This is a genomic window from Rhizobium sp. BK008, from assembly GCF_014197345.1.
Classification (GTDB): Bacteria; Pseudomonadota; Alphaproteobacteria; order Rhizobiales; family Rhizobiaceae; genus Rhizobium; species Rhizobium anhuiense.
In genome coordinates this window covers 87047-103465 of record NZ_JACIFK010000003.1, presented here as the reverse complement: position 1 = coordinate 103465, position 16419 = coordinate 87047, and the positions used below count along the sequence as shown (strand labels likewise).

Here is a 16419-nt window from a genome sequence, read left to right as displayed (position 1 = left end):
CAATTTGATTGACTCCAAAAATAAAGCACAAGGGGAACGTTGGAATGAGATCGAGCAAGAGGGCAATCCGCAATATTTCCGTGTGTGCCGGCTGGGCAGTAGCAACCGCCCTGACGGCATTCGTCGTTTTTGGAGCGGGGGGTGCAGCCGCTGAATCGGTGCTGACGATGCACATCGAAGAGCAGACCAGCTGGGTGCAGAACTTCAATCCCTTCGACCTGGCCGGCCGCCGGCAGAGCACGATGGATTTCATCTACGAGCCCCTGGTCATCTTCAATGCCGAGGATGGCGGCAAGCCAGTGTTTCGCCTGGCGACTGATTATAAATTCTCCGAGGATATGAAATCGGTGACCTATACGCTGCGGTCAGGCGTGAAGTGGTCAGACGGCCAACCGCTGACGTCGGCCGACGTGAAATACACGATCGATCTGATGCTGAAGAACGCCGCCCTCGACACTGTCGGCGTCGGCGAGAGCGTTGCCTCCGTCGAAACGCCGTCGCCGACCGAGGTCAGGATCGATCTCAAGGCGGTGAATTCCGATTTCCCGGAATCGCTTGCGGATCTGGCCGTCGTTCCCGAGCATATCTGGAAGGACGTTTCCGATCCGGTCGCCTTCAAAAACGAGAAGCCTGTGGGCTCCGGCCCGATGACGGAGCTGCGCCGCTTCACGCCGCAGGTCTACGAGCAGTGCCGCAACCCGAATTACTGGGATGCTGCCTCGCTGCACGTCGACTGCCTCCGGCTGCCGCAGATCTCCGGCAACGACCAGATGCTTGCCATCCTGCCGGAGGGCAATATGGACTGGATCGGCTCCTTCATTCCGCAGATCGACAAGACCTTCGTCGCGCTCGATGCCGATCACAACGGCTATTGGCAGCCGCCGGCCGAAACCGTCGCCTTCCAGATGAACTTCAAGAGCGGCAATGAAGGCAACCTCGAGGCCTATAAGGACCTGAATTTCCGTCACGCCTTCAGCCTTGCCATGGACCGCACGTCGATGGTCGATATTGCCGGCTTCGGCTATCCCGTCGTCAACGAACATGCGACCGGCCTGCCGCCACGATTCGAGACCTGGCGCAACAAGGGCGCGGAAGGCGACAAGGACGCCTTCATGGGCTTCGATACCGAGAAGGCCAACAAGATCCTCGACGATGCCGGCTACAAGAAGGGCGCCGACGGCTTCCGCACGACGCCAGGCGGCAAGCCGATCGCCTTCCCGATCATCGTTCCGAACGGCTGGACGGACTGGATCGACGCCGTGCAGATCGCGGTCGAAGGACTGCGCGCCGCCGGCATCAACGCGTCGGTTGCCACGCCGGAATACGAACAATGGCGCAAGCAGATCATCGACGGCAGCTTCGAGGTCGTCATGAACTCCCGCGCCGACGGCGCAACCCCGTTCCGCGGCTATTATCAGAGCCTGTCGACCGCCTATGGCGGGCGCATCACCGGCGCGCCCTCGCGCTATTCGAACCCGAAGCTGGACGCCCTTTTCGATCAATATCTGAAGGCAACGTCGGAGGATGATCACAAGAAGATCTTCAACGACATCCAGCTGCTGATTGCCGACGACTTCCCCGTCGTGCCGGTGTTCAACGGGCCGACCTGGTATCAGTTCTCCAGCAAACGCTTCACCGGCTGGGTCACCGACAAGGATCCCGTCATGAATCCGGAGGATCATGACAATAACCGCATGCGCCTGATGCATCTGCTGCGCCTCAAGCCGGTCAGCTGAGCCTCGCGAAGGAGCGGAAATGCGCGTTTCGAGCCGGCGCCTCGGCGTCTATGCGGTCGCCCTGGCGTTCGCTATCGTCATGAACTTCATCCTTCCCCGGCTCATGCCGGGGAGTCCGGTCGATGCCATGGTCGCCCAGCTCGGCCCGCGGGCGACACCCGCGGCCGTTGAGGCGATCAAGGCGCGCTTCGGCGCGGTCGACCAGCCGATGCTCTGGCAGTTCGTCGATTACGTGAAGGGGCTTGCGACCTTCGATCTCGGCGTCTCGGTCAAATATTATCCCCAGACCGTCGTCCAGGTCCTTGGCCGCTCGACGCTCTGGACGGTCTTTCTCGTGACGACCGCGGTCATCTTTTCGCTCTGCGTCGGTGTCGTGCTTGGCGCGATCTCGGCCTGGCGCCGCGGCGGGCGCTTCGACACGATCGTCTCGCCGCTCTCCGTGATCATGATTTCGGTGCCGCCTGTCATCGTGGCGCTGACGACGCTGTTCGTCTTCGCGGTCTCGCTGCGCTGGTTTCCTGTCGGCTATGCCTATGATCCGAACCTCGATCCTGCCTTCGATTTCACCTTCGTCGGCAGCGTCTTCGCCCATGCGATCCTGCCGGTGCTGACGCTGTCACCGTTCCTGATCGGCGAATTCCAGACGACGATGCGCTCGTCGATGATCTCGGTGCTCGGCGAGGATTATGTGACTATGGGGCGTGCCAAGGGCCTCAGCCACCTCACGGTCATGTTCGGTTACGGCGCGCGCAATGCCATGCTTCCGGTGCTGACCAACCTGGCGCTGATGCTCGGCGCCGTCTTCGGCGGCTCGATCGTTACCGAGATCGTCTTCAACTATCCCGGCTTGGGACTGACGCTCTATACTGCGAGCATCGCCCGCGATTACCCGGTCATCCAGGGACAGCTACTGCTGATGACGCTCGCGACGCTCGGCGCCAATTTCCTCGTCGACCTCATTTATGGGCTCGTCGATCCCAGATTGCGGGAGGCCGTATAATGGGCTTCGGACTCCGGCCTATTCTCAGGCAGAAGAAGGCGCTGGCCGGCCTCGTCATCATTGTTGCCCTGTGGCTGATGGCGCTGTTTGCGCCGATCGTCGCGCCCGGCGAGCCGGGAGCGCGTGTCGGGCGCTCGCACCAGCCGCCATCGATCGAACATGTCATGGGCACCACGAAGATGGGGCGGGACGTCTATCGCCAGTTCGTCTGGGGCGCCCGCAGTTCTCTCTCCGTCGGCTTTGCCACGGGGATTGCCATCACCGTTCTCGGCACGGCCATCGGCCTCGTCGCCGGTTATGCCGGCGGCAGGACCGATGCGGTGCTCGACCTTGCGACCAACGCCGTGCTTGTCGTGCCGAACATGCCGCTCTTAATCCTGCTCGCCTCCTTCGCCGGCACGGTGGGGCCGATGACGATCATGGCGATCATCGCGCTGACCTCCTGGCCCTGGGGCGCCCGCATGACGCGCTCGCAGACGATGGCGCTTCGCAACCGTGATTTCGTCACGGCCTCCAAGATGATCGGAGAGCCGGCCTGGCGCATCATCTTCGTGGAAATCCTGCCGAACCTGACGACGCTGATCGGCATCAACCTCGTCGGCAGCATCATCTACGCCATCGTTGCCCAGACGACGCTCGAATATCTCGGCTTTGGCGATCCCTTGAAGGTCTCCTGGGGCACGATGCTCTACAATGCCCAGAATTCCTCGGCGATCATGGTCGGCGCATGGTGGGACATCGGCGTGCCGGCAGCAGGCATCGCACTGACGGGGCTTGGCCTTGCGCTTTTGAATTTCACCTTCGACGAGATCGCCAATCCGCAGCTGCGCTCCGGCCCGGCGCTGACACGTTGGTTCCGCCTCACCCGCGCCCGCAACCGGGAACTGGAGCTTGGCCGATGAGCGACAATCTGCTGGAAATCGACAAGCTCAATGTCGACTACCTCGTCGACAAGGGAGAGTTTCGCGCCGTCAAGGACGTCTCCTTCACTATCGGCCGCGGCGAGATCTTCGGGCTGGCCGGTGAATCCGGCTGCGGCAAGAGCACGATCGCCTATGCCATCACCCGTCTTTCCAAGGCGCCGGCCTGGATTAGCGGCGGCAGCATCCGGCTCACCGGACAGGATCTCCTGAGGTTGCCGGAACGCGAGCTGCAGCGTATCCGCTGGAAGCGCATCGGCATGGTCTTTCAGAGCGCGATGAATTCGCTCAATCCACTGATGCGGGTCGAGGCGCAGTTCCACGACGTTCTCTCCCGGCACACCGGTTGTTCGCGCGAGGAATCAAGAGCTCGGGCCGAGGAGATGTTCCGCCTTGTCGGCATTCCCACCCATCGCATCGGCGATTACCCGCACCAGTTCTCCGGCGGCATGCGTCAGCGCATCGTCATTGCGATCTGCCTGGCGCTGAGGCCCGAACTCATCATCATGGACGAGCCGACGACCGCGCTCGACGTCGTCGTGCAGCGGGAGATCCTCGAGCAGGTCGTCGATCTGCAGCGGAGCTATGGTTTCTCGGTGCTCTTCATCACCCATGACCTGCATCTGATGGCGCAGCTCTGCCAGCGCATCGGCGTCATGCTGAAGGGCGAACTCGTTGAAGTGGGCGACGTGCGGCAGGTCGCCCAGGCGCCGCTGCACGCCTATACCCGCAAGCTCTGGAATGCCATTCCACAGCTTCCGGGCAATCCGCATCTCTCGGGGGTCCTGGCATGAAAGCGGAGACTGATGCTGTTGTCACGGATGCCGTGATCCGGCTCGAAGACATCAAGCGCAATTTCGGCCCGGTCCAGGCGCTGAAAAGTGTGTCCTTCTCGCTCTTTCCCGGCCGGGCATTGGCGCTGGTCGGCGAATCCGGCTGCGGCAAGACGACCTGCGCCCGCATCATCGCGCGTCTGGACAAGCCGACCGGCGGCAGGCTGTTTTTCCGCGGACAGGATCTGACCGCCCGCGGCGAGGCCAAGGATGAGCATCGCTACCGCCGAGAGGTGCAGATGGTCTTCCAGGATCCGTTCTCGTCGCTCAACCCGGCCTTCACCGTCAGCCATCATCTGGCGCGGCCGCTGCAATTGCACCGGCAGAACGGCGCGAGGGCGGATCTTGCCGAAGAGATTGCCAGCCTGCTGGCAAGCGTGGGGCTGGAACCCGATTTGACCCGGCAAAAATTCCCGCATGAGCTTTCGGGCGGGCAGCGGCAGCGCGTCAACATCGCCCGCGCGCTGGCGGTCGCGCCGAGCGTGTTGGTCGCCGATGAGCCGACCTCGATGCTCGATGTCTCCATCCGCAAGGACATTCTCGATCTGCTCGCCACAGTGAAGCGTGAAAACGACTTGGCCATGCTCTATATCACCCACGACATCGCGACGGCCGCACATGTGGCCGAGGAGATCGTCGTGATGTTCGCCGGTCAAATGGTCGAATGGGGCGATACCGATGCCGTCCTCTCCGATCCCCGCCATCCCTATACGCGGTTGCTGCTTTCAGCCGTTCCGGATGGCAGCCGGCCGTTCGTGACGGGCGGAAGCGCGCGTTTCCTCGAACAGGCGGAAAAGGTGCGCTCGCTCAGCCGTCCTGAGTCCACCGTCGTCGAGCAGGTCGGCCCCAATCATTTCATGCGCGCGCTTGGCGGCTCGAATGCCGGAATGCTCGAGAGCTGATTTTCAAAAGGCCAATTCTCAAAAGGCCAATCCTCAAAAGGAAAGAGTGACCATGTCCACATCACGACCGAAAGCCCTGCGGCTTGAAACCCTTTGGAACCCGCCTGCCGACGGCAAGGAGTTTTCCTACGTCCTGCGCCTCAAGAACCTCGGCACCGAGCGGCTTTCGAATTTCTCGCTTTGCGTCAGCGGCCCGGGTCGTGTCGATCCGGCAGGTCGTGTCGAAGGCGCCACGGTTTCGCAGCGGCTCTCGAATTTCACCGAATTCCAGCCGCCGGCCAATTTCGTTCTCGGCGCCGGCGAGACGTGGACGATCTCGGTCTATGCGCTGAGCTGGCAGTTCCGCCACTGGACGGACGGCGCGACGAGCGGCTATCTCGCGCTTTCCGACGGCAGCACGATCGTGCTCACCATAGAGCCGACGCGATCTTCGGTCAGCAACGCGCCGCTGAAGCGTGGCGCCGAGATCTATCCGGTTCCCGTCAACGCGCCGGTTCAGGTGTCAATCATCCCCTGGCCGAACCATGTGGCCGTCACTGCCCGCCGGCCGCTGCCGGCCGGTTTTGCGCCGCAGGCGCAAAGCGCTGAAGGGGAGGCGGCAGCACGCAGCTTCGCAGCGCTGGTCGAGCATCTCTTCGCCGTTGAAGGCATCGTGCGGAGCGAGGCGGAAGGCGCGGTTCCGGTTGTCCTGAAGGAGGCCACCGGGTTCGGACCAGAGGCTTACCGGCTGAGTTTCGAAGGTGAGACGATCACCATCGAGGCAAGCCGCCAGAGCGGCTTCTTCTACGGTCTCGTCACGCTCGGCCAGATCTGGCGCGGCGCAAGGCTGCATCCCCAAGTCTTCCAGTTTCCGGCCGCAGGCGAGATCGTCGACGAACCGTCGATGGGCTGGCGCGGGCTGCATCTCGATGTCGCCCGCCAGTTCTACGGTGCTGCCGAGGTCAAGAAGCTCGTGGCGGTGCTGGCCTGGAACAAGCTCAACCGCTTCCACTGGCACCTTTCCGACGACGAGGCCTGGCGCGTCGAGATCGACGCCTATCCCGCCCTGACCGCGGTCGGCGCCTGGCGCGGCCATGGCCTGGCCGTTCCGCCGCTGCTCGGTTCGAGCCCTGCCCGCACCGGCGGTTATTACACCAAGGCTGCGATCCGCGAGATCGTCGCCCAGGCTAAGAGCTTCGGCGTCGAGATCGTGCCGGAGATCGATGTCCCCGGCCATTGCTACGCCATGCTGCAGGCGATACCGGAGCTGCGCGACCCGGCCGAGGTCGGCAGCTACTATTCGGTTCAGGGCTTTCCCGACAATTGCATCAACCCGGCCCGCGAGAAGACCTACGAGATCATCGAGACGATCCTCTCGGAACTCATCGAGCTCTTTCCGTTCAAGACCATCCATCTCGGCGCCGACGAAGTTCCGCTCGGCGCGTGGTCCGGCTCGCCGGAAGCGCTCGAGCGCCTGCGCACCGTGGCGGGCGACGAGGTGGCCGATGCGCATGCCAAGCGGCTGAACGTCGTGACCAATACCCATGGCGCCGACGACATCCACGGCTCGGGCGCCGCCATCCTGCAGGCGGAGTTCCTGAATCGTGTCCAGCGCTTCCTTGCGAGCAAGGGCTGCATCACCGGCGGCTGGGAAGAGGCCGCCCACGGCGATGTCATCGACAAATCGAAGAGCTATCTCTGCAGCTGGCGCAACGTCGAGGTCTCGGCCGAACTTGCTGAACGCGGCTATCAAATGGTGGTCTGCCCCGGGCAGGTCTATTACCTCGACATGGCGCTCAGGCCCGATTGGGACGAGCCCGGCGCCAGCTGGGCGGGGACTTCGGATGCGGAAAAGCTCTACAATTTCGACCCCATCGGCGGCTGGACGACAGCACAGAAACAGAAGCTCCTCGGCATCCAGGCCTGCATCTGGTCCGAGCCGATGACGGATCGCGCCGTTTTCGACCGCCTCGTCTTCCCGCGCCTTTCCGCCCTTGCCGAAACGGGCTGGACGAAGCCTTCATCCAAATCGTGGGAGCGTTTCAGGGCGCTCGCAGGACTGATGCCGCTGCTCTACGGGCTGCAGCAGTCGTAGCGCCCGGATAGGCCACGGGTTTTGATTTGCGGACTACCCTTGCCATCGCCGGAGGCGGTGATGGCGGGGGATACTGACATTGCTTTCAAAGGGAATTGTCCGGTGCCGCTTCATCTGCCGCGGGCGGCTGACATTCGGCTGCGGCGATACGAATCGGACGTGTTCCAATCGGCGCGCCGGTCGCGCGGTCGATGGTGACGGGATCGATCTCGGTTCCGGTCTCGGCGTCGAAGAAGCGGGTGACGTCACCGCCGCCGCGATGCTTGCGGCCCCAGGCACCGATCGCAAACAGCACCGGCAGAAAGTCGCGGCCAGCCTCCGTCAGCACATATTCATCGCGCGGCGGGCGCTCGGAATAGCGGCGTTTTTCCAAGAGTCCTTCCTCGGTCAACGATGACAGCCGCCCCGTCAGCATCGTCGGGACGATGCCGAGGCTTTTGCGAAATTCATCGAAGCGGGTCAGCCCCGCATGGGCGTCGCGCATGATCAGCATGCTCCACGCATCGCCGACGAGCGCCAGGCTACGGGCGATCAGACAGGGTTGATTCGAAAGATTCTTCATGTCGATATCTTTTTAGTAGTGACTTACTATCAATTTGATAGTAACAGGTTGCGCATAGATGTTCCATGACAAAAACGAAGGCAGACATTGATGAGCAAGAGAGAACGCGGCGTTGCCCTGGTCACCGGGGCTTCCTCCGGCATCGGGCTGGTGACGGCGAAAGCGCTGCGGCACGACGGTTACCATGTGTTCGGCACCAGCCGGAAGCCGATGTCTGATACCGCCGATGGCATCACCATGCTGGTCTGCGACGTCATCGACGATCAATCCGTGCAGGGCGTCGTCGACGAGGTTCTGAAACGCACGGGACGGATCGATCTGCTCGTCAACAATGCCGGGATCGGCCTGCTCGGCGGTGCCGAGGAGTCGACGACGGCGCAGGCCAAAGCCGTCTTCGACGTCAACGTCTTCGGCACGATGCGCATGACCAATGCAGTGCTGCCGGTGATGCGGCGGCAGCGTAGCGGCCGGATCATCAACCTGAGCTCGATCCTCGGGCTGATCCCGGCGCCCTTCAACGCGCTCTACGCAGCAACCAAACACGCGATCGAAGGCTATTCGGAATCCCTCGACCATGAGGTGCGAACGCAGGGCATCCGCGTCGTGCTCGTCGAACCGGGCGTCACTCGCACCTCTTTCGAGGAGAACATCACCCGGCCGGACAAGCCGCTTGCCGTCTATGATGCGGTGCGTGCCGATGCAGAGAAGCTGATGCGCGAGATCGTCTCGAAGGGCGATGCGCCCGAAGTGGTCGCCGCAACCGTCGTCCGGGCTGCCAATGCGCCATCGCCCAAGAGACGTTACACGGCCGGGAAAGCAGCAGGACAGGTGCGTTTCATCCGCCGCTTCCTGCCCGAGTCCTTCGTCGACAAGAGCCTGCGGAAATTCAACAAACTTCCCGATTGATCCTGGCTTGCCGCGCATTGTCGGCTCATCACAAACACGAAAGTTCGCCTTCATGAAAGCATTCCTGATCGATCGCTACAAGAAAGGCGGCGCCCTCAGGCTCGGCCAGAGCCCTGAACCGCAGCTGCGCGAGAATGACGTCATGGTCGAGATCCATGCCGCTAGCGTGAACCCGCTGGATGCCAAGATCCGGGACGGAGAGTTCAAGCTGATCCTGCCTTACCGGCTTCCGTTGGTGCCCGGCAATGATGTCGCTGGTGTCGTGGTCCGGGTGGGCGCCAATGTCCGGCAATTCAAGCCCGGCGACGAGGTCTATGCGCGCCCCGGCAAGGATCGCATCGGCACCTTCGCCGAGTATATCGCCATCGACGCTGCCGATATCGCCCTGAAGCCCGCCAATCTCAGCATGGAAGAGGCCGCATCCATTCCGCTTGTGGCGCTGACCGCATGGCAGGCGCTGGTCGAGCGCGCCAAGCTGCAGAAGGGGCAGCGGGTGCTGATCCATGCGGGCTCGGGCGGCGTCGGCACCATCGCGATCCAGCTTGCCAAACATCTCGGCGCCCATGTGGCGACGACCGTGAGCACGGCAAATGTCGATCTGGTGAAAAGCCTCGGCGCCGATTTCGTGGTCGATTACAAGAAGGACGACTTCGAAAAGGTGCTGAAGGGCTATGACGTGGTGCTGAACAGCCTCGGCAAGGATACGCTGGAGAAATCGCTCGCCGTCCTCAAGCCGGGCGGCAAGCTGATCTCGATATCAGGTCCGCCTGATCCCGACTTCGGCAGGGAAAACGGCTTCGGCTGGCTGCTGCAGCAGGTCATGCGCTTCTTGAGCTTCGGCATCAGGCGGAAATCGAAAGGCCTGGGGATAGGCTATTCCTTCCTCTTCATGACGGCAAACGGCGCGCAACTCGGCAAGATCACCGCGCTGATCGAGGCGGGCGCCATCCGCCCCGTCATCGACCGGGCCTTCCCGTTCGAGAAGACCAACGAGGCGCTGGACTATGTGGAAACGGGACGCGCGAAGGGTAAGGTCGTCATCGCGGTGAAGTGAGGTCTTTAGCCGAGGGGCTTTTGCAGGACATCAAGCGCGGATTGGTTTCGGAAAAGACAAGTGCGGTCGAGCGAAGGACTTCACTGTCGTTGCCGGTAGGCAGAGGGTGTGACGCCTGTGCCCAACTTGAATGCCCGTGTCATATGGCTCTGGCTGCTGAAACCGCAGGCCGAAGCGATCTGCGCGATCGGGTCCATGCCGCACAACATCGATTTGGCGCGCTCGACACGCCGATGGGCCACCCACCCATGCGGGGAAACACCATAGCTTGCCCGGAACATCCGCTGAAAATGAAAGGCGCTGAGCTGCCCGATCGTCGCCAGATCCTGTAGGCGGATCGTCTCACCGAGATGGGCCTCGATATACTCGAGAATACGGCGTCGCACATGAGGAGCGAGCCCGCCGCTGATTGCGCAGGGACGCATCCCGCCAAAACGCGGATCAACGAAAAGATCGTTGATCGCCTGCGTCATTGCTTCTTCAGCCAACAGATGACCGCCCGCCAACATCGCTTTCGTCATCTGCCGCAGCGTGTGCGCCAAGGCGGGTGCCTCTGCGAAGGTCACTTCGGGAAGAGCCATGAGCCGAGCATCGCGGTCAAACGTCTCGGAAAACATCCGGCGCATTTGATCGTCGGGAACATACAGATGCACGAATTCGAAGAAGTCGGTGATTTCCCATTCGGACGAGTGCCCCTGTGGCATGATGCACAGGACCCCTGGACGGCCGCGCACGGGGCTGCCGTCCAGACGACGCGTTCCGGCGCCGCCTCTGAGATAAAGACTGAACGTATGACCGTTCGGCTGCTCATAGCTCATCCTGTCGTGTGCATTGTTCCAGATGGCCGCTGATCGCCCAAAACCCAAATCGATGGATTGTGACATCCGCGCATTGGGAGATGCGGACAAAAACCTGAAAACCGAGAGACGGCTATCTTTCACCAATACTTCCCCATGCCTGGCCACGCCTTGCGAACAATACTGGTCGACGACCCGCATGGCGAGCAGGAAGTCCGGGCAAAGCGATTTCATAGCAAGAATGTGCAAGAGCCCTGCGCGCGGTTCGCCTATTGGTCGCGAAAACGAGGATCACTCCATGGCAAATGCCGCTCTCTTCATCGCGACCGTCCTCATATGGGGGACGACCTGGATCGCCATTGCGATGCAGGTCGGTCCCGTGCCGGTCCTGGTCTCGGTCTTTTACAGATTTGCAGTCGCAGCAGTGATACTCGTCGCCATCCTGGCTGTCATGCGGCGGCTCAAGCTCCCTGCCTTGCGCGATCAACCTTTCATCCTTGCGCAAGCGCTCTGCCTGTTCAGCCTCAATTTCATCTGTTTCTACAGCGCCGCCGCCTCCATCCCGTCCGGGCTGATCTCCGTGATCTTTTCGCTCGCAACGATCTACAACGCCGTCAATGCGCGCCTGTTCTTCGGCGACCGCATTACGGGCCGCACGCTTCTCGCAGCGGCGCTCGGAGCAACCGGGCTCCTCCTGCTTTTCGGCGAGGAGGTTGTCGTCGATTTCGATACGGGCACGTTGAAAGGGATCGGGCTCGCAGCGCTTGGCACGCTCTTCTTCTCGCTGGGCAATATGGCATCGCGTCGAAACAGCGCGGTCGGAATCTCACCGCTGACCGCCAATGCATGGGGCATGGCCTATGGCGCGATCATCCTCCTCTTCCTGATTGCCGTGACGCAAACGCCGATCGTGGCGCCGCCCAACATCACTTATATTGCCGCCCTGTTCTATCTCGCGGCAATCGGATCGGTGATCGGTTTCACCACCTACCTGATGCTGGTGTCCCGCATCGGTTCCTCACGCGCTGCCTATGCCACCGTCCTGTTCCCGATCGTTGCCCTGTCATTGTCGACGGTCTTTGAAGGCTACCACTGGAGCGGTCTGGGCCTGATCGGCCTGGCGCTGACGCTTCTCGGGAACGTGGTCATCTTTGCGCGACCTCTCGCCCGTCGCCCGCTGCAAGCAGATGCGAGGCAGCCGGCCGGCGGATGAGGCCGGCATCGGCAACCTCCCGGGCGCTCTAGCACTTTGAATCTACGCATCGCGCTTTCCGAAAATCGATTCCGATTTTCGGGCCGATGCGCTAGCCGAGCGGTTTTTGCAGGACGTCGAAGCGCGGATTGGTTTCGGAAAAGATCGGCAGCGCGGCGGCGCCGAGGATGGCCGTATCCTTGCCGGTCATGCCGATCATGACGCGAGGCGCGGTGCGCTTCTGGCTGGGGTCGATCGGGGTGTACAGCGGCTCCAGCCGCTCTGCCAGCCGAAGCATCAGCGATGTCGATATGCTGCCGCCGAGCACGATGGTCTGCGGATCGAAGGCCAGTTCCAGAAAATCGACAGTCTGCCGCAGCGGCTGGACGGCCTGATCGAGCCAGGCATCGAGACCCTCACCGCCCCTGGCGATCAGTGCGTCGAGATCGTCAGGCGAAAGCTCCTCGGCATTGGCAATGCCCATGAATTCGTAGGCAACGGTCGGCGAGATGTAGCGATCCAGACAACCGCGCTTGCCGCAGCTGCAGAGCTTGCCATGCGGTTCGACGATGATATGCCCGATCTCGCCGGCATTGTTGCGGCTGCCCTTGTAGAGGTGGCCGTCGAGGAACATTCCCGCACCGATGCCGCCGCCGCCGGCGAGGAAGAGATAGACGAAGCTGCCCAAACCGCGGGCGACGCCGTGAAGACGCTCGCCGATCGCCGCTGCCGTCGCATCGTTCTCGACGAGCACCGGCACCTTCACCCGCTGTTCCAGCTCATGCCCGACAGGAAAGTCCTGCCAGCCGGGCAGGCTCTGCGGGCTGAGAGAGGTTGTGCCGCCATCGGCATAACGGCCGGGCAGGGCCATGCCGACGCCGAGCAGCCGGTTCCGGTCGAATGCGAAGGCCTGCTGAAGATCCTCGACGATTGTCTGGAGAGCCGGCATGGCCCTTTGCGGATCGGGGTGTTCGACATGGCGCTCGATGCGTGCGCAAACGGCGCCGGACAGATCCGTCAGAACGCCGCTTGCGCGCTGGCGGCCGAGTTCGAGGCCAATCGAATAGGCACCGCGTGGATTGATGGTGTAGGGGATGATCGGCTGGCCGCGCGCCAGCTTCTGCGCCTCGGACGGGACGAGAAGGTGCGATCTCTCCAGTTCCTCGACGATATTCGAGACGGTCTGGGCGGTCAGCGCCGTCATCCGGGCGATCGCCGCGCGCGACAAGGGGCCGTGCGTGCGGACAGCCTCGATCACCACACGCCGGTTGTGAGACTTGGCCTGCTCGAGATTCGTGCCAGAGATCGCCTTCATGTCGCCTTCAAAGGAAATGGTGCGTCACCCTTGTCACAAGACGAACAGCGATGAAAGCTCCATTCTTCGCAACGTCTTATTTGCTCAACGGGCTCTGCGTCCTTGCAGGAAGCCGAGGAGCGCTATGCCGGATAATCCGGTGACGGCGCTCAGGATGGCGGTTCCCGAATAGCCTGTCATGAATGTGCCGGCGGCAAAGACCAGCGCGCCGATCCCGGCGCTGGCAAAGATGTTGACGGAGATCAGTGCGCTGCCGAGCCCCGGCCGGTCGGCGATGAGATCCTGCAGATAGGTGATCGGAAAGCTGATGATCGCGGCCGCTCCGATGCCTGCGAGCAAGGTGAGCCCATAGAGGTGCCACGGCTGCGAGGCAAAGCCGAGAAGGCTGAGAAATACGGCATAGATGACGGTGCCGGCGGCAAGCGCCGTCATCTGGCCGGTCTTCCGGGCAATCCGCGACCAGATGATGATGAAGACGACCTCCAGCAATGCGACGATGCCGACAAGAATGCCGACGTCGCTGAGCCTGCCATGCGCAGCACCGGTGGCGATCAACGGCAGAAGGGCGTCATTGAGATGCAGCGTGCTGGTAATCAGCGCCACCCCGCAAATATGCGCGGAGATGCGCGGCGAAACCACCTGGCGCAGCGCGCCGAGATAGCTGAGATGATGGACCGCGGCCATCTCCGTTGCCGACCGCTTGGGCAGGGCGAAGATGATGATTGCCTGGCAGAGCAGACATGAGATGGCGGCAAAGAGATAGGCCGGCAGCATGCTCGATGCGCCGGACAGCATGAGGCCTGTTATCCCCGGGATCAGCACCCAGGACAGCGAGATCATGGCGCGCACACCGGAGTTGGCCGTCACCATGTCGCTTCGGTTCATGCCGTGCATCGCCGCGCGCGCATTGGCAAACAGCAGCGAGTTCAGCGCCCCGTAAATCGGCAGCGGCAGCAAGCCGCTGATGACGAAGACGGCGGCTGTGGGAAAAGCGTAGACCATGCCGTAGCCGGCGATGCCGAACAGGCAGGCGCCGATCATCGTCGACCTGTACTCGCCCAGCCGATCGGCGAGATTGCCGAGCAGGATGCTGATGACGACGTTCACCGCCGCCGAGACAAAACTCAGGAAGGAATAGAGGCCGTCGCTCAAGCCCAATTCGCGGATACCGACGATCGAACGGTAGGGTGCGGTCATCGCCCCCGCCATCCCGAAGGTAAAAATGGCGATCATGCTGGCGCGGATCGCCGGATTGCGGAAGACATCGGGAAAAAGGCGGCTCATGCGGTCATCGATCCGAAGTAAGCCGGCTTCACAACCTGCTCCTCTCGTATTCCTCTAGAGCAATTCCAGGAAAAGTGCGAAGCGGTTTTTCGTCCGGAATTGCGTAAAAACAAAAAGTTAGAGCGGTTCGGCGCTTCCATGAAAAGATGAACCGCTCTGGATTTCAATAATGTTCCGATTGCGAGAAGGTCCGCGCCAGTTCGGCTTGGCCAGCCGTGAGGCCGCAATCGACTGGCAGGCAGACGCCTGTGATCGCTGCGGCAAGAGGACCGGCAAGGAAGGCCACGGCATTGGCGACGTCTTTCGGATCGACGACGCGCTGCAGCGGATACCAGCGGCGAGCTTCCTCGAAAACATTTGGATTGGCGCTTGCGCGTGCTTCCCAGGCCTGCGTCTTCACCGTGCCGGGTGCGACGGCATTGGAGCGGATGCCGAACTTGCCGTATTCCACGGCAACCAACCGGGTAAAATGCAGAAGGCCTGCCTTGGCGGCGCTATAGGCAGGGTGTCCGAAGACATGCAGGCCGTTGACCGAGGCGATGTTGACGACGGAGCCCTTCGAGGCCTTCAGCATGGGCTCGCATGCGCGGAAACATAAGAATGCCGCTTCGAGATTGAGCGCAACGTCCGCCCGCCAGATCTCCGGCGTCGTCTCGTGCAGGTTGGTGGCGCGGGCCGCACCGGCATTGTTGACGAGGGTCCGAACCACACCGATCTCCGCCGCACGCCTTGCCAATTCGGCAATGCTCGTCTCGTTGGTCACGTCGCATCCGACGGCCACGAAACGATTGCCCGGCCCGAGTTTTGACGCCACGGCAGCCGCAGCGGCAGCATCGATGTCGGCGAGCAGCACGACGTCGTGGTCATCGGCGAGCCGTGCGGCGATCGCCGCGCCGATATCGCCTGCAGCGCCGGTCACGATGGCTATCGACTGCGTCATTTCCTGTCGCTCCCGTTCATGAACCTCAATCTCCAAGCAATTGCCGGTCGTCGCCGTCGCGGTGAATGACCAGCTGCTGCTTGATGCGCCGAAGCGTGGTCGTCGCCTTTGGCTGAACGGCGTAGGCGACCAGGCTCGACAGAATATCGACCGTCGCGATGTAGGCGATGCGCGTGGAGGTCGGGCGATAGATATTGCTGCCTTCGGGAAGGTCGATCGGCACGACGATCTCGGCAGCCTTGGCAACCGGGCTTGCCGTCTGGGTCAGAGCGATCGTCTTCACCTTGGCCTGGCGGGCAAGCTCGAAGGCCCGCACCAGCTCCGTATTGCGTCCCGAGAAGGAGGAGCCGATCAACACGTCGCCGGGCCTTGCCGCGGCAGCCATCATCAGCTGCATGCTGTGGTCGGAACTTGCCGTGATGCGCAACCCGAGACGGAAGAGGCGATTCTGGAGTTCGTCCGCGATCATCGACGAATTGCCGCCCGAGCCGAAGGCGTAAATCATATCGGCCTTGGCGATATGCGAAACGGCGGCTTCGATCGCGGCGAGATCAAGCGACCGGTGCAGGAGAAACAACGCGTTCTGGGCCTTGGTGATGATATCCTGGGCCACATCGGCCGGGTCGGTGCTTTTCGATTCCGGTTTCAGATAACGCACGCCGATATGGGCGGTTCGGGCGAGCTGCACCTTGAAGTCGGAGAAACTTTCGCAACCCAGCCGACGGCAAAAACGGGTGACGGTCGGCGGCGATACCTCGGCCCGTTCCGCCAGCTCGATGATCGAGGCGTTCACGGCAAACTCGAAGTCGTTGACGATGATTTCCGCGATGCGGCTCTCGGAGGGGGAGAGCCGGCTCTTGTCTTCCTGCAATGTCGAAAAGATATCCAAACCCGTCCCCCCGAT

15 protein-coding genes are annotated in these 16419 nt (G+C 62.2%); 9 read left to right on the top strand and 6 right to left on the bottom strand.

Annotated features, from left to right (window positions below):
• Nucleotides 1-44 precede the first annotated feature (44 nt).
• Genes FHT69_RS15165 through FHT69_RS15140 form a run of 6 tightly spaced genes read left to right on the top strand, consistent with a single transcriptional unit; the run spans nucleotide 45 to nucleotide 7465 of the window.
• Complete coding sequence (locus tag FHT69_RS15165) at nucleotides 45-1736, top strand: ABC transporter substrate-binding protein (RefSeq protein ID WP_132573341.1); 1692 nt, start codon at nucleotides 45-47, stop codon at nucleotides 1734-1736.
• 19 nt (nucleotides 1737-1755) lie between these two features.
• Nucleotides 1756-2736, top strand: a complete 981-nt coding sequence (locus tag FHT69_RS15160) for an ABC transporter permease (protein WP_097544651.1) — start codon at nucleotides 1756-1758, stop codon at nucleotides 2734-2736.
• Complete coding sequence (locus tag FHT69_RS15155) at nucleotides 2736-3638, top strand: ABC transporter permease (protein ID WP_063476213.1); 903 nt, start codon at nucleotides 2736-2738, stop codon at nucleotides 3636-3638. The genes FHT69_RS15160 and FHT69_RS15155 overlap by 1 nt, the downstream gene beginning before the upstream one ends.
• The gene (locus FHT69_RS15150; protein WP_097544652.1) at nucleotides 3635-4450 is read left to right on the top strand and encodes an ABC transporter ATP-binding protein; all 816 of its coding nucleotides are present in this window, start codon (nucleotides 3635-3637) and stop codon (nucleotides 4448-4450) included. Before FHT69_RS15155 ends, FHT69_RS15150 begins: the two co-directional genes overlap by 4 nt.
• The gene (locus FHT69_RS15145) at nucleotides 4447-5391 is read left to right on the top strand and encodes an ABC transporter ATP-binding protein (RefSeq protein WP_097630900.1); all 945 of its coding nucleotides are present in this window, start codon (nucleotides 4447-4449) and stop codon (nucleotides 5389-5391) included. The genes FHT69_RS15150 and FHT69_RS15145 overlap by 4 nt, the downstream gene beginning before the upstream one ends.
• 52 nt (nucleotides 5392-5443) lie before the next feature.
• Nucleotides 5444-7465 carry a beta-N-acetylhexosaminidase gene (locus FHT69_RS15140; protein ID WP_097630901.1) on the top strand — a complete coding sequence of 674 codons (2022 nt, stop codon included), beginning with the start codon at nucleotides 5444-5446 and terminating at the stop codon, nucleotides 7463-7465.
• Between the two features lie 85 nt (nucleotides 7466-7550).
• Here FHT69_RS15140 and FHT69_RS15135 read toward each other — a convergent pair whose 3' ends face one another.
• Nucleotides 7551-8027, bottom strand: a complete 477-nt coding sequence (locus tag FHT69_RS15135; protein WP_097630902.1) for a winged helix-turn-helix transcriptional regulator — start codon at nucleotides 8025-8027, stop codon at nucleotides 7551-7553.
• A 90-nt stretch (nucleotides 8028-8117) separates the two neighbouring features.
• Between FHT69_RS15135 and FHT69_RS15130 the strand changes: the two genes are divergently transcribed.
• Both FHT69_RS15130 and FHT69_RS15125 read left to right on the top strand, forming a co-directional pair.
• Nucleotides 8118-8933, top strand: a complete 816-nt coding sequence (locus FHT69_RS15130; RefSeq protein ID WP_097630903.1) for an oxidoreductase — start codon at nucleotides 8118-8120, stop codon at nucleotides 8931-8933.
• A 52-nt stretch (nucleotides 8934-8985) separates the two neighbouring features.
• A complete protein-coding gene (locus tag FHT69_RS15125) occupies nucleotides 8986-9987 on the top strand; it encodes an NADP-dependent oxidoreductase (RefSeq protein ID WP_097630904.1) in 1002 nt (333 codons plus the stop codon).
• A gap of 80 nt (nucleotides 9988-10067) precedes the next feature.
• On the opposite strand, the gene FHT69_RS15120 is transcribed toward FHT69_RS15125, so the two are convergent.
• Nucleotides 10068-10805: an AraC family transcriptional regulator gene (locus FHT69_RS15120; RefSeq protein WP_183905733.1), complete on the bottom strand. Its 738-nt coding sequence runs from the start codon at nucleotides 10803-10805 to the stop codon at nucleotides 10068-10070.
• Between the two features lie 277 nt (nucleotides 10806-11082).
• Here FHT69_RS15120 and FHT69_RS15115 point away from each other — a divergent pair, with 277 nt between their 5' ends.
• The gene (locus FHT69_RS15115) at nucleotides 11083-11997 is read left to right on the top strand and encodes a DMT family transporter (protein WP_097630906.1); all 915 of its coding nucleotides are present in this window, start codon (nucleotides 11083-11085) and stop codon (nucleotides 11995-11997) included.
• A gap of 91 nt (nucleotides 11998-12088) precedes the next feature.
• On the opposite strand, the gene FHT69_RS15110 is transcribed toward FHT69_RS15115, so the two are convergent.
• From FHT69_RS15110 to FHT69_RS15095, 4 genes are all read right to left on the bottom strand, one after another.
• Nucleotides 12089-13291 carry an ROK family transcriptional regulator gene (locus FHT69_RS15110; protein ID WP_097594720.1) on the bottom strand — a complete coding sequence of 401 codons (1203 nt, stop codon included), beginning with the start codon at nucleotides 13289-13291 and terminating at the stop codon, nucleotides 12089-12091.
• An 84-nt stretch (nucleotides 13292-13375) separates the two neighbouring features.
• Nucleotides 13376-14575: an MFS transporter gene (locus FHT69_RS15105; RefSeq protein WP_097630907.1), complete on the bottom strand. Its 1200-nt coding sequence runs from the start codon at nucleotides 14573-14575 to the stop codon at nucleotides 13376-13378.
• Nucleotides 14576-14738: 163 nt separating this feature from the next.
• Complete coding sequence (locus FHT69_RS15100; protein ID WP_047613294.1) at nucleotides 14739-15515, bottom strand: SDR family oxidoreductase; 777 nt, start codon at nucleotides 15513-15515, stop codon at nucleotides 14739-14741.
• A gap of 25 nt (nucleotides 15516-15540) precedes the next feature.
• The gene (locus FHT69_RS15095; RefSeq protein WP_047613292.1) at nucleotides 15541-16404 is read right to left on the bottom strand and encodes a MurR/RpiR family transcriptional regulator; all 864 of its coding nucleotides are present in this window, start codon (nucleotides 16402-16404) and stop codon (nucleotides 15541-15543) included.
• Nucleotides 16405-16419 lie beyond the last annotated feature (15 nt).